Source organism: Carnobacterium alterfunditum DSM 5972 (genome assembly GCF_000744115.1).
Taxonomy (GTDB): Bacteria; Bacillota; Bacilli; order Lactobacillales; family Carnobacteriaceae; genus Carnobacterium_B; species Carnobacterium_B alterfunditum.
Genome location: NZ_JQLG01000004.1, coordinates 761,177 through 783,244, shown reverse-complemented (window position 1 = coordinate 783,244; position 22,068 = coordinate 761,177). Strand labels below are relative to the sequence as shown.

The following is a 22,068-nucleotide window of genomic DNA, read 5'->3' as shown; positions in this document are numbered from 1 at the left end:
TTATAGACTGAATTTTGTGAAACAGAGATTTCATATTAGTAAGTTGCTTGATACCATTTAGCGGCAGCAGCAACTTCACTAAAAGTTAATTGATGTTGGTTGCTTTCCCAATGGATATCAACTTTAGCATGGGCATTTTCTAACAAAGCATATAATTCTTCTGATTCTTTTGCTGGGCAGATCGGATCGTTTGTTCCAGCGCTAATAAAGATAGGCGTGTTTGTTAAATCGGGCAAAGAAAGGTCTCTTATAGGGACCATTGGATGGTGTAAAATAGCACCAGATAAAGCATCAGCATAATGAAATAGTAAACTAGCTGCAATATTTGCACCATTTGAATACCCTAAAGCCAAAATATTCGTACGGTCGAAATCATATTTAGCAGCAGCCTCATCAAGAAAGGCATTCAACTCTTTCGTGCGGAAAATCAAATCTTCTTCATCAAAAATCCCTTCATCTAGTCGGCGGAAAAAGCGTGACATACCGTTTTCCAGTACATTACCTCGAACACTTAAAACATTTGCATCCGAATCTATTTCTGCAGCAAGCGGAAGCAAATCACGTTCAGTGCCTCCTGTTCCATGTAGTAAAAGCAAAGTAGGTTTTGATTGGTCTGTTCCTTTAATAAATAAATGTTTCATACTAGATCCTCCTTATTAAAAATCTATTATTCTTTTTCTCCATCTGTTAGGTGATTCAATCTAAATAGTCTTTTTCAAATACTTTAGTACTGCGCACAGTATCGATTGGGCGTACCAATGACTCGATCCGTTCACGGTCATTTCTAAATGTTGGTGGTAAAGCAAGTGTTTCGCCTAAAATATCAATAGACTCTTCATCATCTATAAAACCAGGTTCATCGGTAGCTAATTCAAATAAAATTCCGGCATAAAAATCAATGTTTTCTTGAGGGTGTCCCACGATAGCTGTTATATGGTGGATACCTGCTGTTTTTTTCATGTGGACCGCTCCTTATAAGCAAGATAGTTTAATTACGAATTGATATATTACTAATTAGAGATAGTTGTAATATGATTGATCTCTTTTGTCAAATCAAACAAACTCATCTTTTTTTTCGGTAGACTTTCATGGAAGAAAAAGCTGATTTAGAGAAAAACTGCTCTTTTGCGTATTTTTATTAAATATCTCGAATTAAGAATAAATAGACTTGAAACAATTTCAAATCTATGGCATACTTGTAAATGTACTTACGAAATGTAAGTGTTTATTGGTGGGTGACCTTCAATTAAATAATTTGTAATGGAGGAAACACATTGGCTAACAAATCGGTATTCATTCGAATGAGCGAAGCTTTATTCGGGAAGAATGAACAAACTAAAAAAATAGAAGAAAAGGGGAATAAAATTATGAAAATTGGTATTATCTCAGGAAGCGTACGTGAAGGAAGAAACTCAGCAGCGGTAACAGAATGGATCCATGAATTTGCAGTGAAAAGAAATGATGAAGGTGTCGAATATGAAATGGTCGCTTTGGCAGATTACGATTTACCATTACTAGGAGCTAAGCTTCCTGAAAATCGTCAAGCAACAGCAAGTGCAGCAATTCAAGCATGGTCTGAAAAAATGGCTTCATTTGATGGATATGTATTTATCACTCCAGAATATAATCACGCAGTAGGTGGAGCATTGAAAAACGCTTTAGACTTCTTAAAAGCAGAAGTTGCAAATAAAACAGCTTCTTTAGTTGGATATGGCAGTCTAGGTGGTGCACGTGCTCACGAAAATATGCGTGTGATCTTGGGAGAATTGAGTGTTGCTTCGGTACGCACTACAACAAATTTCTCTCTAATAACTGATTTTGAAAATATGAGTATTTTCAAACCAAATGACTACAATAAAGTAAATGCACAAGGCATGTTTGATGACTTATTGTTATGGACGAAAGCTCTTAATACAATTAGATAAGGCCGAAAATAAAAACCAATTCCACCTCGAATTTTGGTGTGGAATTGGTTTTTTTGTATGTTTTTTTGAAAAATGGGTTCTATAATTTTTAGTGTTGATATGGTAGATTCTTTATCTTAAAAGGAGTATAGAGATTTTCAGTGGTTGAAATTACTATTATGCTAGTTGTTATGGGCGCCCTTTTTATTGTAGGGTTCATTAAGATAGAGATGCCTAGGAGGTAGTCAAATCATAGCTATACTATTAATGTTGAATTTTAGCCAACAGCTTTAAAGAGCAATTAAATTTGAATGGCCTTAATGCAAGTTTGTTCCAATACAATATATATTTATTGTTAATCAATATATATAATGATAAAATAAAATCTATAACAAGCATGGGAGGGTTATTCATGAAACTCGAAACAACACTATTTTTAAAGTTGGCTGTTATTTTGATTGGGCTTCCGGTACTTGCATTAAGCCTATTTGGGGTGACCTGGTTGATCAATAATCCAGCAAGTCCAGAATATGATCAACTATTGTATCCCGTTTTGATTGGTATATATGTATCCATTTTCCCGTTTTTCGTGGCTTTATATCAAACGTTTAGACTGCTGAACTATATTGATAAGAAACAAGCATTTTCTGAATGGTCTGTTAAATCTTTAAACAATATCAAGCTTTGTGCAATGATCATCAGTGGGATATATGTAGTAGTTCTGCCATTTATCTTTGGTCTAGCAGAGTTGGATGATGCTCCAGGACTTATTCTTGTCGGAATGATCCCTATTTTTGCTTCATTAATCATTGCCGTTTTTGCAGCGGTTCTTCAACGGCTTTTACAAGAAGCCATTGATTTGAAAAAAGAAAATGATTTAATAGTCTGATCTGAGGTGAATAATATGGCAATTATCATTAATATTGACGTAATGTTGGCTAAACGCAAAATGAGTGTAACAGAACTCTCAAATAAAGTTGGTATTACGATGGCTAACCTTTCGATATTGAAAAATGGAAAAGCAAAAGCTGTTCGATTTTCAACTTTAGAAGCCCTTTGTGAGGCGTTAGATTGTCAGCCAGGGGATATATTAGAATATAAAAAATGATGATCATAAGAGTCTATAAAAAATCATCCAAAAAGGGATTGGGAGAGTTTGTCCCAGTCCCTTTCCTAATTTCTTTGTATACATAATTAGTTTTTATGCGGTAAACTAAAGGTATTAAATCATAGGAAGTGAAATAATGTTCTACTTATTCATTTTAATGCTTGAACGCGGCGGATTGATTATTATTTTAGCGTATATCTTAATGAATATTCCTTACTTCAAAAATCTTTTAGGAAATCGAAGAAAAGCTAGTACGATGGTCCAACTGATTGTGGTATTTGGGTTATTTGCCCTGATTTCTAATTTTACAGGAGTAGAGATTGGCCAAAATCAAATCAAGATGGATCAGCCGTTCACTGATTTATCTAGTCATTCTTCACTGGCGAATACACGTGTGTTGACGATCGGTGTTTCAGGATTGATCGGAGGGCCGATCATAGGTGTGGGTGTGGGCCTCATTTCAGGCATTATCCGTTATTTTCAAGGTGGAATAGATGCGTACGTGTACGTGATTTCATCTATATTGGTTGGTTTGTTTTCTGGGGTCTATGGGCTGAAATCCATCCGTAAGAATGCTTTCCCAAAAGTTAGAGAGGGTCTCATCATTGGCGCAGCAATGGAAGTTGTTCAAATGATGTGTATTCTATTATTAAGTAGCTATTTTCAAGAAGCAGTAGATTTGGTCAAGTTTATTGGATTACCAATGATTTTGACCAACAGTATTGGAACAGGGATTTTCTTATCGATCATCGACTCAACGCTGCGACAAGAAGAACAAACAAGAGCAGTCCAAACGCATGATGTTTTCCAATTGGCTAATGAGACTATGCCTTATTTTCGCTCGGGCATGAATGAGGAATCTTGTACGCAAGCAGCAAAAATTATTCAAAAACTGATCAAGGTTTCAGCTGTTAGCATTACAAACAAAGACAGTATTTTAGCACATGTTGGCGCAGCCAGTGATCATCATGTTCCTTCAAAAAAAATAGTGACTAATTTATCTAAAGAAGTGCTTCGAACAGGAGAAATCAAAGAAGTGCATTCTCATCAAGAAATTGGGTGTGATCATCCTGATTGCCCATTAGAAGCAGCAATCGTTATTCCATTGAAATCACAGGGTAAAACGGTCGGAACGTTAAAGATGTATTTCACTGATGCCTCAAAACTGACCTTTGTTGAAAGGCAACTGGCGGAAGGGTTGGCCACTATCTTTTCCAGTCAAATTGAACTTGGTGAGATGGAATTGCAAAGCCAGCTCTTACAAGATGCGGAAATCAAATCGCTGCAAGCCCAAGTAAACCCGCATTTTTTCTTTAATACCATCAATACCATTTCTGCATTGATCCGGATAGATAGCGAGAAGGCTCGTGAGATGTTGCTACAGCTGAGTACCTTTTTCCGGTCTAATTTACAGGGTGCCAGAACGAATGTGATTCCTTTAGAAAAAGAACTGCTGCAAGTAGAAGCTTATACAAAATTGGAACAAGCGCGCTTCCCAGATCGCTACCAGATAGAGATGAATATAGAAAATGGGTTGAATAATATTCTTTTGCCGCCGTTTATGATTCAGATTTTGGTAGAAAATGCCTTTAAACATGCCTTTAGAAATCGGAGAATGGATAATTTAGTCCAAGTAACGGTCAACAAGATAGATAATGATATTTTGGTAAGTGTGCAAGATAATGGGTATGGGATAGAAAAAAATAGGCTTGGTAAATTAGGCAAAGAAAGTGTTTCGTCCGAAAGAGGGACCGGTTCAGCTTTGGAAAATTTGAACAAACGGTTGATCAGTTTATTTGGGGATAGAGCTAAATTGAACTTTGAATCTTCCGAAAAAGGTACGATTATTATTTGCAAGATACCTTACCAAGGAATGGAGGGATAATAATGCAGACATTGATAGTGGATGATGAGCCCCTAGCCAGAAACGAGCTAGCGTATTTACTGGAACGCTGTGAAGGGATCTCAACAATAGTAGAAGCAGATTCAATTGAAGAAGCTTTAGGGAAAATGTTGCAATATGAAATTGATTTGATTTTCTTAGATATCCATTTGACCAGTGAGAGTGGGTTAACATTAGCGAATAAAATCAACCAGTTAAAGAACCCGCCAATGGTTATTTTTGCTACAGCGTATGATGAATATGCTATTAAGGCGTTTGAATTAAATGCAACGGATTACGTTTTAAAACCATTTGAACTGCCTCGAATTCAAGAAGCTGTTCAAAAGGCCTATATTAGCTATCAAAAAGAACAAGTGCCTTTGCAAGTAGAAGAGAAGCAGGAATGCTTATTGACGGTTCCTATTCAAATGGACGAACGCATCTACATTATTAAAATCGAAAATATTATTGCTATTGCGGTGGAAAAAGGTACCACAACTGTTTATACTGTCGAGAAAGAATACAGTACAAATGAACCTTTGAGCGCCTATGAAGAAAAGGTGAAAGGACATGCTTTTTTACGTGTGCACCGCTCCTATCTGCTGAATACAAACGAAATCCTAGAAATACAGCCGTGGTTTAACCATACATTTCTGGTTACTATGAGTAATCAGGTGAAAATTCCTGTGAGCAGACATTATATGAAGCAATTCAAAGAAGAAGTAGGCTTAGTATAATGTACATTATGGATAAGGAGAATAACTAAGAGCTTATTTGTCCCAAAAGAGTGAGAAGTGGACAAACAACTGCAAAAAAAGCACTAGCGGGATTATCATACCTGTCAATAGAATGAATTTGAGAACTGCAGATGAGCGTTTCAGTCGGCCGTATTGCTATTTCAGCTTAAATTTCATCCGAAACCTTATTTTAATAGTAAAGTGAAGCTATTAAAGGTTCATCAAAATCGATGAACAAAGTATAAGGGGGTAGGAAAGAATGTTTACATTATTAGGTGGTATTGCGTCATTAATTTTAGGCTATTTTGTTTATGGAAAATATATTGAAAAGAATTTTGGAATCGATCCGGATCGGACAACTCCTGCAGAAGCGTTAAGGGATGGCTATGATTTCGTACCTATGTCAAAACCAAAAAATGCTATTATTCAATTACTAAATATTGCAGGAACAGGCCCTATTTTCGGACCAATAATGGGAGCGCTTTACGGTCCAGTTGCTTACATCTGGATCGTTGTAGGTTGTATTCTTGGCGGTGCAGTACATGATTATATGATAGGCATGATTTCTTTACGAAATGATGGTGCTCATTTACCAGAATTAGCCAGTAAATACTTAGGAAAACCAGTAAAACATGTTGTGAATATTTTCGCCATGCTGCTTTTGATGTTAGTTGGTACCGTTTTTGTTGCATCACCAGCTAACTTGATTGAAAGTATCACCCCAAATTGGTTAACGTTAGAGATGATCATTGGATTGATTTTTGTTTATTACTTAATTTCAACCATTTTACCAATCGATAAAGCCATGGGAGTTGTTTATCCTTATTTTGGGGCTATTTTGATCATCAGTACACTAGCTATTGGGTTAAGCTTAATTTTTGGAGGACATACAATACCAAACTTAACTCCAGGAACGATGAAAAACTTTAATCCATCAGGAACGCAAATTTTTCCAGCGTTATTCTTTACGATCTCTTGTGGAGCTATATCTGGTTTCCATGCTACACAAGCGCCAATGGTTGCTAGAACATCTAAAAATGAAAAAGAAGGACGCTTTACTTTTTACGGGATGATGATTGCTGAAGGTGTGATCGCAATGATTTGGGCAGCAGCTTCCATGTCATTATTCAACGGACAAACACTTAATCAAATGATCAATAATGGGACTCCTTCACTTGTAGTCAACCAGGTTTCTTACATGTTGTTAGGCAGTGTATTTGGGACAATTGCAATCATTGGAGTAATTGTTTTACCAATTTCTTCAGGACTTTCTGCTTTTAGAAGTTTACGGACGATAACGGCAGATTATCTGCACATTAACCAAAGTACATTGAAAAAAGTATTGATGGTTACGATTCCTTTATATGCAATTTCTTTAGTGTTGACGCAAGTTGACTTTAATATCTTATGGAGATATTTCAACTGGGCAAATCAAGTTACAGCAGTGATTTCTTTACTAGTCTCTACACGTTACTTGTATTTGAAAAATAAAAATTACTTGGTGACTTTACTTCCAGGAATCTTTATGTTGTATGCTTGTGTAGTGTATATCTTTAGTGAACCAATTGGTTTTGGAATGGGTTTGACCACCTTAGCGTATATCTTAAGTACTATCGTAACAATTGGCCTAATGGTTCTATATTGGGAGACAGGCAAGAAGCAAAAAAGAGAACTAGATCCATCAGACAAGTTGCTGAACGATCAACTACCAATTGGTACGTTTGTATCAGAGAATGGATAAAAATAAACGGATTTGAAAGAGTATATCTATTCTCTTTAAAAAAATCACACCAGGATAAAAAGGTGTGATTTTTTTATCCTTTTTTAAGGGAAATAATAAAATTCTAAACGTGCATAAAATTAAAAAACAAGTGTTTATTTATGCAAAAAAAACAAGAAATTATAGAATCAAGATGGCAGATTTAAATAAATTTGTAGTGTTGTTAAATGATGAACAATATTGAAAAGATAGATTTTGAAAATAGAATTAGCTTTAAATTTTATTTTTTGGATCTGGATAATAAATATATATTATTAAATTTAATGGGTGTAATGTTGACGTGCAGTGAATTTATGTATATATACAGTCGAAAATTGACGCTATTTTTAAGGGATACAAAATAAATGAATTGAAAATGAAAAAATTGAAATTAATGTTGTAATCAAATTTTTATTGTGATATTATCAATGAGTAGAGAAATTAGTGAATAATTGAACAAACATGAAAAAAGATTAATTATTCAACTAATTCTAAAAAGAAAGGTTGAGGTTAATGGAACAGAGAGTAAAATATACAGGTAAAGATTATTTAAACAAGGTTTTAGGAGGAACAGCAACCGGGATCGTTATTGGATTGATCGCAAATGCAATATTAGGTTCTATATTTAAAGCCCTTATCCCTTATGGTTCTATATTCGTTCTCTTAGCAACTGTTGCCAGTACCATGCAATTTATTACACCGGCTATTATCGGTGTACTCGTAGCACTGCAATTTAAAATGAACGGAATGGAAAGTGTCATTATCGGGGCAGCAACTTTTTTAGGATCAGGAGCTTACAAAGTTACTGAAACTGGTATTCAACTAGTTGGGATCGGAGACTTGATAAATGTTATGCTTGTTTCCGCTATTGCCGTTTTTGTTACCCGTTCGATGCAAGGACGACTGGGTTCATTGACACTGATTCTTATGCCGATCATTGTAGGCGTTGGGGTAGGGACGATTGGTTTGCTCATGTTGCCATATGTTGGCATGGTAACTTCTTTAGTCGGCCAGTTGATCAACAGTTTTACTACTCTTCAACCATTATTGATGGCTGTTTTAATCTCTGTGGCCTTCTCAATTTTAATTATTTCACCGATATCAACAGTAGCAATAGGAATTGCGATAGGCGTATCCGGTTTAGGAGCTGGTGCTGCAGCAGTAGGAGTAACAGCTTGTACTGCAATCCTTGTGATTGGTTCTATCCGAGTCAATCAAACAGGAACAACGTTGGCCATTTTGCTTGGCGCTATGAAAATGATGATTCCTAATTTAATTAAGTACCCCAAAATTATGATTCCTGTAACCCTTAATGCAATCGTTTCAGGTATAGGTGTTTATGTTCTTACGATTCAAGGTATTCCACAAACAGCTGGATTTGGGATCGTTGGATTAGTTGGACCCATTCAAGCGTTCAACATGGGAACAAGCTTGTTAAGTGTTGTTATAGCTTACTTTGTTATTCCTTTCGGTGCTGGGTACATTATTGACATGGTGTGCAGCAAATTCTTGCATATTTACGATGATGAAATCTTTAAATTTATACCTGTTTCAAAATAATCAACTAATATATTTTAGATGAATGGAGGAATTTTAATATGAAAATAGCAATTGCAGGTTCAGGAGCTTTAGGATGCGGATTTGGTTATATGATGCAAAAAGGTGGAAATGATGTTACCCTATTAGATTTTTGGGAAGAACATATCAAAGCCATTAAAGAAAATGGTTTATCAGTTACCGTAAATGGAAAAGAAGATAATGTGATCATTCCAGTCGGTAAGCCTGAAGAAATAAAGGATACATTCGATACGATTTTTATTTTTACTAAATCAATGGGCTTAAGAAATATGTTGGAAAAAATCAAACATATGTTAACGGAAGAAACTAAAGTGGTTTGCCTATTAAATGGTTTAGGACATGCCGATACCATTTCTGAATACATTCCTAAAAAGAATATCATTATGGGGACGACCGTTTGGACAGGTGGGCTAGATGCACCTGGAAAAACACACTTCATGGGAGAAGGTCCTGTTGAAGTACAAAATAGTGATGAAAATGAAGAAGAAGGTACACGTCAAGTTGTGAAAATGATGGCAGATTGTGGATTAAATGGTATCTACAGTCAAAATGTTCATTTTACAACTTGGAGAAAAGCTTGTGTTAATGGGACGATGAATGCACTTTGTTCTTTACTAGATTGCAATATCAAACAATTATTTGAAACTTCTCAAATCGACGAATTAAATCACGGGATCGTTAGTGAATTTTCTCGTATAGCAGAAACTGAAGGTATAAAATTAGATGTTGAAGAAATCGTAAATTACTTGAAAGCAACAGCTGAAAAGGTTGGGGGACATTACCCTTCAATGCATCAAGATTTAAAAAACAAACGCCCAACTGAAATCGACTTCTTAAATGGTGTGGTTGCAAAAGAATCAGAAGTTAAAGGATTTGAAGCACCATACTGTAAACAAATTACGCAATTGATCCATGCGAAAGAAGATATTTTAGGAATCAAACGCTAATAAAAATTTTGACTTAAACGAAAAAAAATCTAAAGCTAATAACTTTGGATTTTTTTTTTTGTTTATTTTTATTTGATTGTGTTTAATAACAAATTTTAGCAGCTAAAAAGATGAAATAGCAGAATTGATTACCACTTTACTTTGAATAAATAAAAAAAATGCGTATAATCAATTGCAAATGAGTGGAAACGCTTTTTTGTAAAAAAAGGAGGATGGAGATGGATAGCTTATTATTTCACGACATGAACTTAACGTGGATGGATGGCGGGATCACGTCGATGGATGGAGGTGCGATGTTTGGTGTTGTACCAAAAGCACTCTGGTCACGTAAATATCCGGTCAATGATAAAAACCAAATTGAATTGCCGACGGATGCAATACTCATTCAGTACCAAAATAAAAATTATTTGATTGATGCTGGAGTAGGGCAAGGGAAATTATCAGATAAACAAAAGCGTAATTATGGGGTAGCAGAAGAAACGAAAATGCAAGAAAGTTTAGCAGAATTAGGATTAAGTGTAGAAGATATTGATGCAGTTTTAATGACACATCTCCATTTTGACCACGCAGGTGGGCTGACACATTTTGAGAACAAGAAACTAGTTTCGACTTTTCCTAATGCCGATATTTATGTAAATAAGATTGAATGGGATGAAATGAGAAGTCCAAATATACGTTCCAAAAGTACCTACTGGAAAGAAAATTGGGAACCAATCCAAGATCAATTCATTACTTATCAAGGTTCCCTTGAAGTAGTTCCGGGTATCGATATGATCCATACTGGGGGACATAGCGAGGGGCATGCGGTTATAAAATTAACACAAGCAAATGAAACTTTGCTGCACATGGCTGATATTATGCCGACACATGCCCATCAAAATCCCTTATGGGTTTTAGCTTATGATGACTACCCGATGACATCGGTATTTAGTAAAGAGAGATGGATGAAAGAGGCTTATGAAAATCAATATAAATTTATTTTTTATCATGATGCTTATTATCGGATGATCGAATGGGATGAAACGGGAAAAAATGTTGTCGATTCATTAAGCAGAAGTAAACAAGCACAGATCGTATTTGAATAAATTAAAAAACATTATTTGGATCAGTATTCCAAATAATGTTTTTTTGATTATGCTAATGAGTAGAAAAGCAATATCAATCAAGGATCATTGAGTGATGTTAAGCTTTACTTATAGCTTCTATAATTATAGATAAGTAGACGAAAAGCTTGAAATGGCTTAAATTAAGCTTTGTAAGCGGTTCATATATAAAATACTAATTAAAAAAATTTAAGGGGCGATTAATATGATGAACACAATGACGAAGGAAAGACCAGTTGATTTAGCTACTTTTTACCCATCAGATCTATATGAGTATTCAAGTGCATTAACCGACGGAGAATTAATAGTTCTAAAAGAATTGCGTGAAGCACTAGAAACAGAATTACGACCACTATTAAGCGAGTATTGGGAAAAAGCCGAATTTCCATTTGAAGCTTTCAAAAAGGTAGAAAAAGTCCGAATGATGGATAATCCATTATTGTTCGAAAACCGTGCGGATAAACGCAAACCGAGTGAATTGTACAATGTGTTTAGATATTTTGAGTTAGCTAAACTAGATGCTTCTATTGCAACATTCTATACAGTTCATGGTGGGTTGTTCTATGCTACTCTGCTTGAAGGTGGGAGCGAAGAACAAATTGAACGATGGGCTGAAAAAACGGCTTCTTTTCAAATTCAAGGCTGTTTTGCTTTAACAGAACCAGAGCATGGTTCAGATATTGCTGGGGGATTGGCAACAAGTGCACGTAAAGAAGGCGATACATGGATCATTAATGGTGAAAAACGTTGGATCGGTGGAGCTGGATCAGCAGATGAAATGACTGTTTTTGCTCGCGATGAAGCTGACGGAAACGTAAAAGCATTTGTGATCCCAGGTAAAGCTGAAGGGGTCCATGTTCAAAAAATCGAAGGAAAAATTTCGCTTCGTATGACCCAAAATGGGCATATCACCTTTACGGATGTAAAGGTTGGAGAAGATCGCCGATTGCAAAAAGTGAATTCATTTAGAGATGTAGCGAGTATTTTACGTATCACTCGTGCGGATATTTCACATTTAGCAACGGGATTGACTACAGGTGCTTTTGAAGCAGCTTTGCGCTACGTAAAAAATCGTCAACAATTTGGTAAAAATCTAGGATCCTTCCAATTGGTTCAAGAAAAATTGTCTATCATGCAAGCAAATGTGACTGCTAATTTAGCATTTTCTGTCCGTTTGGCTCAAATGCAAGAACAAGGAAATTACCGTGAAGTGAATTCTTCAATGGCAAAAATGCATAATGCCTTACGGATGAGAGAAACCGTTGCATTGGCTCGTGAAGTGGTAGGTGGAAATGGAATCACGTTGGAAACTGATGTTGCTCGATTCTTTGCAGATGCAGAGGCCATCTATTCTTACGAAGGAACACATGAAATCAATGCTTTAATTGTTGGAAGATATTTGACAGGCGTAGGTGCTTTTGTTTAAAAGATAAAAGACTAAAAAAATGGAATCAAGTATTCCATTTCCTTAGTCTTTTTTTTTTGCTCTCATTACACAATTAAAGAAAACCGTGTTATGCTAAACATATATATAAATGATGGAGCAGAAAAAAAGTTTTATTTAGAAGTAAGGAAATATAAAAGGAGAATAGCAGAAATTGGATATTACACAATTAAATTATTTTATTAACATTGTTGAATGCGGTTGCAATTTGTCGTTAGCTGCAAAGAAAATTCATATCTCTCAGTCTGCTTTGAGCCAGATGATCACCAATTTTGAAAAAGAAGAAGAATTAAATCTTTTTTATCGTAAAAATGGACGGCTTGAAGAACTAACGCCAAGTGGAACTATGCTATATCGATATGCGTTAGATATGTTGAAATTGCATGGTGAGATGAAGGGTATGATCCGAAAAGAATCATCCAAACAAAAAGGGACTATTCGTATTGGTATGCCTTCCTTAATTTTACGCGTCTTATTTTCTAAATTCTTTTCTAAATTTATTGTTGGAAATCCTGAGATCAAAATTGAAATCGTAGAAGATGGCAGCCATGAACTCAGAAGGATGTTTCTGCAAAAAGACTTAGATTACGTCGTATTGATCGAACCAACTAATTTAGATCCAAAATCATTTGAAGAGCACGTTATTCAAATTGATGAGATGACAGCCTTCATGTCGCCTACCCATCCATTGGGTAAGAAGAATAAAATCAATTGGAAAGATATCAATGATTACCCAATTGCGACTTTCAATGAATCTTTTGTGACGAATGATTTAGTCAAAAGGGCATTCAAGGAAAACCAGTTAAATGCAGAAATTATTTTCACTTCTTCTTCATGGGATTTCTTAATTGAAACAACCCGCCATAGTGATACGATTGCTATTTTACCTTCACCGATCCGTCGTTATTTAAGTAGCGATGAGTACGTTGAAAAATCATTTAAAAATCCTATTCCGTTTAATGTTCTGTTGTGTCGTCCTATAAAGAATAATTATTCAGCTGTCGAAACAGCTTTACATGAATCTGTTTTAAGTTATTTCTATCAGCCGATGGAATAAATAAGCAAAAATAGTTAAATATTGTACAAACTTTTTTAAGTTAAGAGAAAGAAAGAGTCGACATTTTTGTCTGATTCTTTCTTTTTTTGGCATTTTATGTACAATATTTCACAAATCTATTAACGATACTTATGGAATCTGTAATTTATACTTGTTAGACCTTTAGGGTAAAGGCCTATATGATAACAATGTAAACGCTTAACGGAAAAGATAGTATGAAAAAATAAATCACTACTTGGAGGAAATTTACATGACAGAAGCCGTAATTGTATCAGCATTGAGAACACCAGTAGGAACATTTGGAGGTGCTCTTAAAGATGTAACAGCAGTAGACTTAGGAGCAGCTGTGGTAAAAAAAGCTATTGAAAGCATCAACTTAGATCCAGCAACGATTGATGAACTGATTTTTGGGAACGTTTTAAGTGCTGGATTAGGGCAAAATGTTGCTCGACAAGTAGCCGTAAAAGCAGGTATTCCAAAACATGTACCTTCTTTTGCCATCAACAAAGTTTGTGGTTCAGGACTGAAAACGGTTGCGTTGGCAGCTCAATCGATCCTTTCAGGAGATAATGAGATCGTTATCGCTGGGGGAACAGAAAGTATGAGTCAAGCACCATACGTATTGCCGGATGCCCGTTGGGGGAAACGAATGGGAAATGGTCAAATGATCGATACGGTGTTGACCGACGGATTAACAGATGCGTTCCACGATATTCATATGGGAGTAACAGCTGAAAACATTGTTGAAAAGTATCAATTTACGCGTGAGCAACAAGATGAATTAGCTGTTCGTAGTCAAAATAATGCTGAGAAAGCCGTAACATCTGGCCGCTTCAAGGAAGAGATCGTACCAATCGAAGTGCCACAACGCAGAGGAGATCCTAAAATAGTTGATACAGATGAGCATCCTCGGTTTGGCACTACAATAGAATCGCTGGCCAAGTTGAAACCAGCCTTTAAAAAAGAAGGTTCAGTTACAGCCGGAAATGCTTCAGGGTTGAATGATGGTGCAGCTGTTCTGATTGTAATGAGTCGAGAAAAAGCAGATGAATTAGGATTGAAACCACTAGCTGCCATCAAGTCATACGCAAGTGCAGGTGTAGATCCTAAAATCATGGGTTGCGGCCCAATTCCGGCTACTCAAAAAGCTTTGCAAAAAGCTGGTATGACAGTAGATGATTTAGATTTAATCGAAGCAAATGAAGCTTTTGCCGCGCAGGCCTTAAGTGTGATCACTGACTTAAAATTCAATACAGATATCGTAAATGTTAATGGTGGAGCAATTGCCTTAGGGCATCCAGTTGGAGCCAGTGGTGCTCGTATACTGGTCACGTTACTTCACGAAATGGAAAAACGCGATGCAAAACGCGGTTTAGCAACTTTATGTATCGGTGGAGGCCAAGGAATGTCACTGATCGTCGAACGTTAACCATGGATTGATCAGCCCACTACCAACCAATACCAGAGAGGAATAAGAAAACATGACGAATGCAACAATGGATCAATTAATCAGCCAGGTTGCCGACTTTTCAAAGAAAGTTATTCAACCCGTCGCTGCTGAACATGATAAAACAGAAGCTTATCCTGAAGAACAACTGAAACAATTAAGCGATATGGATGTTTTAAGGATGCCGTTTGATGGGTTGTATGGTGGACTTGGAGGGTCATTTAAAGATTTTTTGGATGTCATTCGAATTGTTTCAAGAGATTGTGCATCAACAGCTAGTATTTTGCTGACTCAATCTTCAATGGGAATTTGGCCAATATACCAATACGGTACAGAATACCAAAAACAAACGTATCTGCCTAGTACGTTAAGCGGAGAATTACTTTGCGCATATGGTTTGAATGAGCTAGGTATGAATAATGATCTTGAAAATATGGAAACTCTTGCAGTTGAAAGAGAAGACTATTGGGAATTGAATGGAGCTAAAGCTTTTGTTTCACATGCGGGAAAAGCCAATATCTATTTGGTAGGAAGTAAGACAATTGCTGAAGATGGAACAAAAGGATACGGCAATTTTATTTTGGATGCTGAAATGCAGGGGCTGACGATAGGGAATGTTGAAGAAAAAATGGGGATGCGAGCTCTTCCAGTCGCTTCGCTTGAATTTAAAAATATTCGTATTCCAAAAGAGAATGTGTTAGGTGGTCAATGTAACGGGGCGGAACAATGCCAAGCTATTAACGATCGTATACGATTATCCATTGCTGCTCAAGCTGTCGGAATCGCTGAAGGTGCTTTTGATCGAGCGTTAAATTATGTTAGTCAAGATCGTAAATTTGGCCAAAGATTGATTGATTTACGCAATACGCAATTTAAACTAGCTGAAACATATACTGAATTACAGGCAACAGCTGCTTTATTAAACCAAATCGTCAGCAGTCATCATACTGATTCGACGATGATCGCCATGGTTAAATTGAAAGCCGCTAATACTGCTGTAGAAGTAACAGAAATGGCTATCCAGGTGACTGGAGGCTATGGTTATATGCGGAACAATGATATTGAGCGCTATGCCAGAGACGCTAAATTAACAACTATTTATGGCGGTTCTATAGAAACGCAACACGAAATAATTTCAAAAAATTGGGTAAATCAAACACAAGTTTAGCTTGCTTATTACTTGTTTAGAGGAGTGGAAAAAATGGAAATCAAAAAAATTATGGTCATTGGATCAGGACAAATGGGCAGCGGTATTGCCCAAGTTATGGCACAAGCCGGATATGGTGTCATCTTGAATGATATCAAAGAAGAATTTGTACAACGAGGGTTCGCTAAAATTGAGAAAGGGCTAACGCGTGATGTTGAAAAAGGCCGTAAAACAGAAGCTGAAAAAGAGAGTATTCTGGCTCATTTTACACTTTCAACAAATATTCAAGATGCAAAAGACGCTCAATTAGTTGTGGAAGCAGCAACAGAAAACAAAAAAATCAAGTTAGCTATTTTCAAAGAATTAGATGAAATAACTGATGAAGAAACAATTTTAGCCAGCAATACATCTTCGCTTTCGATCACAGAAATTGCAGCAGCAACGAATCGTCCTGAAAAAGTTATTGGACTACATTTCTTTAATCCTGTTCCAGTCATGAAATTGGTTGAGATCAATCGAGGAATGGCAACGAGTGGTAAGACAACAGCCATTGTTAAGGAACTCAGTGAAAAAATCGGAAAAATCACGATCGATATCAAAGATTCTCCGGGATTTGCTGTTAATCGTATTTTGATTCCAATGATCAATGAAGCAATTTTCACGGTACAAGAAGGAGTAGCCACACCCGAAGAAGTAGATCAAGCTATGAAGCTTGGCGCAAATCATCCTATGGGACCAATCGCTTTGGCGGACTATATTGGACTAGATGTTTGCTTGGCAATCATGGAAGTTTTATATACAGGATTTAATGATTCAAAATACCGTCCTTGTCCACTATTAAAAAAATATGTCGAGGCTGGTTGGTTAGGTAAAAAAACAGGCAAAGGATTTTATGATTATGCCTCATAAGGAGAGAATGCAGAAATGACAACCTACAACACACTTACTTTAGAAAAAAACGAAGGAATCGGAATCTTAACCATCAATCGTCCAAAGATGTTGAACGCATTGAATCAAGAAGTGTTAGAAGAATTGTCCTTTGCACTTGATGAAGTGGAGACAGATTTCTCGATCCGCGTACTGATTGTGACAGGCTCAGGTACTAAGGCGTTTGTAGCGGGTGCGGATATTAAAGAAATGAAAGAAAAGAATGCGGTTGAAGGAAGAATTTTTTCTTCATTAGGAAATGCAGTCTTTTCAAAATTAGAACAATTGCGTCAACCTACCATTGCTGCAGTTAATGGATTTGCACTGGGCGGAGGATGTGAACTTGCTTTAGCATGTGACATTAGAATTGGGGCTGAGAATGCAAAATTTGGCCAGCCAGAAGTTGGATTAGGAATTGTTCCAGGATTTGGCGGAACACAACGTTTGCCGCGCCTTGTTGGAATAGGTAAAGCAAAAGAATTGATCTATACCGGAGCCAATGTTGCAGCTGAAGAAGCTTACCGGATTGGATTGTTGAATAAAGTTGTAGCGGTTGAAGCGTTATTAGAAGAAACAAAAACAATGGCAAAAAAAATAATGAGAAATTCGCCTTTAGGTACAGAAGGCAGCAAAAAAGCCATCAATCAAGGGATGCAAATGGGTTTACAGCAAGGATTGGTATTGGAATCAGAAATTTTTGGAGCATTATTTGCTACTGAGGATCAAAAAGAAGGCATGGCAGCTTTCGTTGAAAAACGTAAAGCTCAATTTGAAAACAAATAAAGACTAAACTAATCTGATTGGGGGATTTAGACATGATAAAATTATACGAAAAAATGTATGAAAAGAAAAAAACAACAGCACAAAATGCGGTTCAATTGGTTGAGCCAGGGGAGGGTATCATTTTCCCAATTATGCCCGGTGAACCACCAGAACTTTTGAAAGCGCTACCTAGCAATGAGACGTTGAGTGGAAATACTTTGTATCGGATGCTGCCCAGTTTTCCGACAGTCGATATTTCGCCAAACAAGTTAAAACAAGTATCGATATTTTTATCTGGTATGGACCGAAAAGGCTTTAACCAAGGCAACATCGATTTACTACCAAATCACTTTTCTGATATACCTGCATTACTTAAAAGACGCACAAATCGTCCAGTGATCATGGCGACCGTATCGCCAATGGATGAAGACGGTAACTTCTCATTAGGAACAAGTCCTTCTTACGTGGCATCATTGATTGAAGACGCTAAAACGATTATTCTTGAAGTGAATAAACACATGCCGCGAACATTTGGTGAAAAAAATACCATTCATATCAGTGAAGTGGCAGCGTTAGTTGAACACGACTTTGAATTGCCGACTTTACCGAGTCCGACTTTGAGTGAGAAGGACTTAGCAATTGGTAAAATCATTGCAGAAACTGTTAAAGACGGGGATACTGTTCAGATTGGTTTTGGTTCGATGCCGAATGCAGTGATGGACTACTTGATGGATAAACGTAATCTAGGGGTCCATAGTGAGATGCTTCCAGATAAAATAGTAGAACTCTATGAAAAAGGGGTAGTTAATAATAAATATAAAACCACTTATCCTACAAAAACAGTTTCTACATTCGCAATTGGATCAAAACGATTGTATGAATTTATGGATAACAATAGAGATATATTGATGCTGCCATGTGATATGACGAATGATATTCGTGAGATTGCTAAAATTGATAATTTAAAAGCCGTCAATTCGACAGTTGAAGTGGACTTTTTAGGTCAATGTAATTCGGAAACGGTGAGAGGTTTATATTATTCATCGACAGGCGGACAAGCTGATTTTACAAAAGGAGTCAGATTAGCTAAGAACGGTTGCGGAATCATCTGCTTGTATTCAACAGCTAAAAACGATAGTATTTCTACGATCGTTCCTGAACTAGCTTTAGGATCTGCTGTTTCAACTTCAAAAAATGATATTGATACCATTGTAACGGAGTATGGAAAAGCTGAATTGATTGGGAAAACGATACAAGAACGGGTAGAGGCTCTGATTGAAGTAGCTCATCCTAAGTTCCGTGAAGAATTACGACAAAAAGCAATTGAAAAGCATTTTATTGCAGAAAAAGTCGAAAACCAAGAAGAAACCATGGTCACCATGGAAGGCTAAACTAAAAAGGACCTTCTTATTGTTCAATTTGAACTAAAATGGACCCTATGTCAAAGACATTAAAAAAAAGAGACCTTATGCAATACCTGATAAAAATTGTTCCCTGTAATGAACAGGGGGCAATTTTTTTAGGTTCCATTGCCCACGTTCATTATTATAATAGTCAATGTAATCACTCACAGTTGCTCGCAATTCTTCTAGGTTCGTACAATTTTCATAGTTCATTTCATCCTTCAAATGTCCGAAGAATGACTCTTGGGGAGCGTTGTCCCAACAGTTACCTCTTCTGGACATGGACTGCCCTAAATGATTCTCTATCAACTTCTTATGAAATTTAGGGCTAGTGTAATGTACGCCTTGATCTGAATGGATAAAAGCATCTTTATGTAACGTTGCACCGTGGGCGCTCATTAAAGAATCTACGGTGTTTAGCGAAATATCAAGTTTTAGATTATCAGATACATAATGAGCTAAAATTTCTTTCGTCGTACCATCTTTAATGGTTGATAAATAACCCAGGAAACCATCAGCTCCAGGCAGGTAAGTAATATCTGTTAATAGAACTTTGTGGGCTATCCCTTGATCAAATTGACGTTCCAGCTGGTTTTCAACAGTGCGATGTTCTTTGGTAGCTTTTGCCATTCTTTTATAGGGATTCGCTTTACGAATGGGGCAGAAAATATTAAATTTCCTCATCAAACGCTGTACCTTTTTACGATTGACTGTGATACCCAGAATATTCTTGAAATACATGACAATGCTTCGAGAGCCTTTCTCGTAACCACGATAACTATAAGCTTTTTCAATTTTGGTTCTCCAAGCCTGATCTTCCTCATCTCGTGCATTCCTAGTGTCTGAACTCTTCAAATAATTGTAGTAACCGGAACGGGAAACCTCCAACACATCACATGCATCTACAATCGTTCCTGTGTAGGAACCATCTTTTTTCATTTTATGGATTTTTGCGAAGATTTCGCTAGTCTTTTCGTTTTTTTCTAGCCTCCTTTCGCTCCATTCTGATTTTTTTAACAATTCATTTTCTTGTTCTAACAATGAAATTTTGGCTTGTAACTTTTCAATTTGTTGCTCAGGTGTTAGTTCTGTCTTTCGAACTCCGCCTGAATGGCCCTGTCGAGTGTCTTTCAACGCCAAAACGCCATTATCCCGATATCTTTTTCGCCATTTCTTAGAGAATGCTTTTATCCTGCTTTCACCAAGCATTTCCAAATCAAATCCTGCTTCAAAAAATAGTTGTTTAGCCGTTTTTGAGTCCAACGATTCTGAAACAAAATGGCGTTTGAATTCATCGGAATAAGTAATGCTTTTTTCAGATACATTTTTTACATATGGGTTTGTCTTTAAAAATTGGATTTGTTTTGGTGTAAATGTTAACTTTGACATTTAGCAGCTCCTTTCTGCACGTAGTGCATTCATTGTGGAATACGGTTTTAATGGACTGAATAATCTTAAATCAACCATACTTATATTTTTCTATATAAGTATACAAAAATAGACCTTATAGAGGGCACTTTTTTTAGTGTCCATTCTATAGGGTCCATTTTAAACAATAAGAAGGCTCTTTTTGGTTTGTTTATAAAGTGGACTTAGTGCTTTCTCGTAAAATTAAATCCGTCGATAAGGTGACTTTTTTTTCTGTATGCCATTGAAAAATGGTTAGGTTGCTTTACTTTTCAATTTTGTTTCAACGAGCTTACTGTGTAGTTGCATTTTTAAGAGTAACAAAATAAGTAAAGTTAAAAAATGGTATTTACAGCAAATACGATTAAGAAAAGAGCAATTAGGAAAAATAAGACAGGTAATAAGAAAGCTGAAACCATTTGCAACACAAAGGTCATTCGTGTATAGAGCTTTTCAAAAGTTGATTGAAAACCTACAAATAAGAAATACAACGCAAATAACGGCCAAGAAAAAATAAGATTATAGATCAGCAATAGCAATAATAATTGGCCAAGTGTCGGTTGAAATTGCTGAACAATTGTCAGGTAGGCAATAAAAGGAGCAGCTGTTGAAAATTCAACGACTGTAGTTGTAAAGCCGATACCAACTAAATAAGCAGGAGTCATTGTTTTTTTAGAAAATTTTAATTCTAATTCTTTTGATTCCTTATCACTCCTATCCACAAGAAACTTTCTTAATTTCCAATTGATCAAAAAAGAACGGATGCTATACCAGATAAGTGCACTACCAGCAATAAAAGCTAATAGGGCAGTTGGTACTGCTAGTATATTCCAGTATTTTGATATAAACTTTTCATTTAATAGGGTCACACTTAAATAGAAAATAAGACTAGCTAAATAATTTGTTAGAAATAGAGTTACAATATAATACCAAATATGATGTGTTTTTTTTAATAAACCTTGTAAAGTAAATTGTTGGACAATGGCAAAAGGGTTGAAAGAATCTAAGAAACTAGTAACAACAGTTAAACTAATAAGTGAAAAAATAATGATCTCCTCCTCAAAATAAAAAAAGATACACGCAACTTCTACTCCTGCAGGGCCTATCGGAGTAGAAAATACGTATATCCTAGGTTTACTCGGCAGCAAACCAAACGCTATCAATTTAATAGTTATAATAACAAAAAATTAGATGATCTGTCAATAAGACTAGCGAATTTTGGCTGTTCAAAGTAATTCAATCATCAATTAGTGAATACTTAACTGTAAAGCTTTTAAATTTTTTCGCATCAAAGTTAGATAATCCATGCCATCATCCTGCATTTCTTGAGCAACACTTTCAAGGTCATATAAACCTTCTATAGCTGTTTCTTGACTTATAGTTTGTGCAATCGAAAAGTCGCTCCTCACAAAAAAACTGACACATCGAGATCTCTAATACTAGATCCGGGTACGTC

General features: G+C 36.2%; 20 protein-coding genes. 16 read left to right on the top strand and 4 right to left on the bottom strand.

The features are described from left to right. Window positions 1-35: 35 nt before the first annotated feature. Window positions 36-641, bottom strand: coding sequence for an alpha/beta hydrolase (locus BR50_RS04125; RefSeq protein ID WP_034546548.1), 606 nt, complete (start codon window positions 639-641; stop codon window positions 36-38). A gap of 55 nt (window positions 642-696) precedes the next feature. Then, window positions 697-960 (bottom strand): VOC family protein, encoded by a 264-nt coding sequence (locus BR50_RS04120; protein WP_034546546.1) that lies wholly within the window; start codon window positions 958-960, stop codon window positions 697-699. A gap of 314 nt (window positions 961-1,274) precedes the next feature. Between BR50_RS04120 and BR50_RS04115 the strand changes: the two genes are divergently transcribed. The 16 genes from BR50_RS04115 to BR50_RS04040 all read left to right on the top strand — a co-directional run bounded on the left by BR50_RS04115 (window position 1,275) and on the right by BR50_RS04040 (window position 19,193). Beyond that, window positions 1,275-1,925, top strand: coding sequence for an NADPH-dependent FMN reductase (locus tag BR50_RS04115; RefSeq protein WP_245792748.1), 651 nt, complete (start codon window positions 1,275-1,277; stop codon window positions 1,923-1,925). Window positions 1,926-2,316: 391 nt separating this feature from the next. Further along, window positions 2,317-2,793 carry a DUF2975 domain-containing protein gene (locus BR50_RS04110; RefSeq protein WP_034546544.1) on the top strand — a complete coding sequence of 159 codons (477 nt, stop codon included), beginning with the start codon at window positions 2,317-2,319 and terminating at the stop codon, window positions 2,791-2,793. 15 nt (window positions 2,794-2,808) lie between these two features. Continuing rightward, window positions 2,809-3,012 carry a helix-turn-helix domain-containing protein gene (locus BR50_RS04105; protein ID WP_034546542.1) on the top strand — a complete coding sequence of 68 codons (204 nt, stop codon included), beginning with the start codon at window positions 2,809-2,811 and terminating at the stop codon, window positions 3,010-3,012. 136 nt (window positions 3,013-3,148) lie between these two features. Then, window positions 3,149-4,897 (top strand): sensor histidine kinase, encoded by a 1,749-nt coding sequence (locus BR50_RS04100; protein ID WP_034546540.1) that lies wholly within the window; start codon window positions 3,149-3,151, stop codon window positions 4,895-4,897. A gap of 2 nt (window positions 4,898-4,899) precedes the next feature. Beyond that, on the top strand, window positions 4,900-5,631 hold the full coding sequence (locus BR50_RS04095) for a LytTR family transcriptional regulator DNA-binding domain-containing protein (RefSeq protein WP_034546538.1): 732 nt from the start codon (window positions 4,900-4,902) through the stop codon (window positions 5,629-5,631). Window positions 5,632-5,890: 259 nt separating this feature from the next. Then, window positions 5,891-7,372: a carbon starvation CstA family protein gene (locus BR50_RS04090; RefSeq protein WP_034546536.1), complete on the top strand. Its 1,482-nt coding sequence runs from the start codon at window positions 5,891-5,893 to the stop codon at window positions 7,370-7,372. Window positions 7,373-7,903: 531 nt separating this feature from the next. Then, window positions 7,904-8,950: a PTS sugar transporter subunit IIC gene (locus BR50_RS04085; RefSeq protein WP_034546534.1), complete on the top strand. Its 1,047-nt coding sequence runs from the start codon at window positions 7,904-7,906 to the stop codon at window positions 8,948-8,950. A gap of 38 nt (window positions 8,951-8,988) precedes the next feature. Beyond that, complete coding sequence (locus BR50_RS04080; RefSeq protein WP_034546532.1) at window positions 8,989-9,915, top strand: 2-dehydropantoate 2-reductase; 927 nt, start codon at window positions 8,989-8,991, stop codon at window positions 9,913-9,915. 218 nt (window positions 9,916-10,133) lie between these two features. Beyond that, window positions 10,134-11,000 (top strand): YtnP family quorum-quenching lactonase, encoded by an 867-nt coding sequence (locus tag BR50_RS04075; protein WP_034546530.1) that lies wholly within the window; start codon window positions 10,134-10,136, stop codon window positions 10,998-11,000. Window positions 11,001-11,223: 223 nt separating this feature from the next. Then, complete coding sequence (gene fadE / locus BR50_RS04070; protein ID WP_034546528.1) at window positions 11,224-12,444, top strand: acyl-CoA dehydrogenase FadE; 1,221 nt, start codon at window positions 11,224-11,226, stop codon at window positions 12,442-12,444. Between the two features lie 172 nt (window positions 12,445-12,616). Continuing rightward, window positions 12,617-13,519 (top strand): LysR family transcriptional regulator, encoded by a 903-nt coding sequence (locus BR50_RS04065; protein ID WP_034546526.1) that lies wholly within the window; start codon window positions 12,617-12,619, stop codon window positions 13,517-13,519. A 250-nt stretch (window positions 13,520-13,769) separates the two neighbouring features. Beyond that, window positions 13,770-14,948 (top strand): acetyl-CoA C-acetyltransferase, encoded by a 1,179-nt coding sequence (locus tag BR50_RS04060; protein ID WP_034546524.1) that lies wholly within the window; start codon window positions 13,770-13,772, stop codon window positions 14,946-14,948. Window positions 14,949-15,000: 52 nt separating this feature from the next. Further along, entirely contained in the window at window positions 15,001-16,134 is a 1,134-nt protein-coding gene (locus BR50_RS04055; RefSeq protein ID WP_034546522.1) for an acyl-CoA dehydrogenase family protein, read from the top strand. Window positions 16,135-16,167: 33 nt separating this feature from the next. After that, a complete protein-coding gene (locus tag BR50_RS04050) occupies window positions 16,168-17,022 on the top strand; it encodes a 3-hydroxybutyryl-CoA dehydrogenase (protein WP_034546520.1) in 855 nt (284 codons plus the stop codon). A gap of 15 nt (window positions 17,023-17,037) precedes the next feature. After that, a complete protein-coding gene (locus BR50_RS04045; RefSeq protein WP_034546518.1) occupies window positions 17,038-17,823 on the top strand; it encodes an enoyl-CoA hydratase-related protein in 786 nt (261 codons plus the stop codon). Window positions 17,824-17,855: 32 nt separating this feature from the next. Then, entirely contained in the window at window positions 17,856-19,193 is a 1,338-nt protein-coding gene (locus BR50_RS04040; RefSeq protein WP_051905732.1) for an acetyl-CoA hydrolase/transferase family protein, read from the top strand. A gap of 75 nt (window positions 19,194-19,268) precedes the next feature. On the opposite strand, the gene BR50_RS04035 is transcribed toward BR50_RS04040, so the two are convergent. Continuing rightward, the gene (locus tag BR50_RS04035; protein WP_034546509.1) at window positions 19,269-20,594 is read right to left on the bottom strand and encodes an IS3 family transposase; all 1,326 of its coding nucleotides are present in this window, start codon (window positions 20,592-20,594) and stop codon (window positions 19,269-19,271) included. A 353-nt stretch (window positions 20,595-20,947) separates the two neighbouring features. Beyond that, the gene (locus BR50_RS04030) at window positions 20,948-21,760 is read right to left on the bottom strand and encodes a hypothetical protein (RefSeq protein WP_034546507.1); all 813 of its coding nucleotides are present in this window, start codon (window positions 21,758-21,760) and stop codon (window positions 20,948-20,950) included. Window positions 21,761-22,068: the final 308 nt, after the last annotated feature.

Excerpts from the sequence above, each read along its gene's own strand:
- BR50_RS04125 (WP_034546548.1), bottom strand. The coding sequence starts at position 641 with ATGAAACATTTATTTATTAAAGGAACAGACCAATCAAAACCTACTTTG.
- BR50_RS04120 (WP_034546546.1), bottom strand. The coding sequence starts at position 960 with ATGAAAAAAACAGCAGGTATCCACCATATAACAGCTATCGTGGGACAC.
- BR50_RS04110 (WP_034546544.1), top strand. The coding sequence starts at position 2,317 with ATGAAACTCGAAACAACACTATTTTTAAAGTTGGCTGTTATTTTGATT.
- BR50_RS04105 (WP_034546542.1), top strand. The coding sequence starts at position 2,809 with ATGGCAATTATCATTAATATTGACGTAATGTTGGCTAAACGCAAAATG.
- BR50_RS04100 (WP_034546540.1), top strand. The coding sequence starts at position 3,149 with ATGTTCTACTTATTCATTTTAATGCTTGAACGCGGCGGATTGATTATT.
- BR50_RS04095 (WP_034546538.1), top strand. The coding sequence starts at position 4,900 with ATGCAGACATTGATAGTGGATGATGAGCCCCTAGCCAGAAACGAGCTA.
- BR50_RS04090 (WP_034546536.1), top strand. The coding sequence starts at position 5,891 with ATGTTTACATTATTAGGTGGTATTGCGTCATTAATTTTAGGCTATTTT.
- BR50_RS04085 (WP_034546534.1), top strand. The coding sequence starts at position 7,904 with ATGGAACAGAGAGTAAAATATACAGGTAAAGATTATTTAAACAAGGTT.
- BR50_RS04080 (WP_034546532.1), top strand. The coding sequence starts at position 8,989 with ATGAAAATAGCAATTGCAGGTTCAGGAGCTTTAGGATGCGGATTTGGT.
- BR50_RS04075 (WP_034546530.1), top strand. The coding sequence starts at position 10,134 with ATGGATAGCTTATTATTTCACGACATGAACTTAACGTGGATGGATGGC.
- fadE (WP_034546528.1), top strand. The coding sequence starts at position 11,224 with ATGATGAACACAATGACGAAGGAAAGACCAGTTGATTTAGCTACTTTT.
- BR50_RS04060 (WP_034546524.1), top strand. The coding sequence starts at position 13,770 with ATGACAGAAGCCGTAATTGTATCAGCATTGAGAACACCAGTAGGAACA.
- BR50_RS04055 (WP_034546522.1), top strand. The coding sequence starts at position 15,001 with ATGACGAATGCAACAATGGATCAATTAATCAGCCAGGTTGCCGACTTT.
- BR50_RS04050 (WP_034546520.1), top strand. The coding sequence starts at position 16,168 with ATGGAAATCAAAAAAATTATGGTCATTGGATCAGGACAAATGGGCAGC.
- BR50_RS04045 (WP_034546518.1), top strand. The coding sequence starts at position 17,038 with ATGACAACCTACAACACACTTACTTTAGAAAAAAACGAAGGAATCGGA.
- BR50_RS04040 (WP_051905732.1), top strand. The coding sequence starts at position 17,856 with ATGATAAAATTATACGAAAAAATGTATGAAAAGAAAAAAACAACAGCA.
- BR50_RS04035 (WP_034546509.1), bottom strand. The coding sequence starts at position 20,594 with ATGTCAAAGTTAACATTTACACCAAAACAAATCCAATTTTTAAAGACA.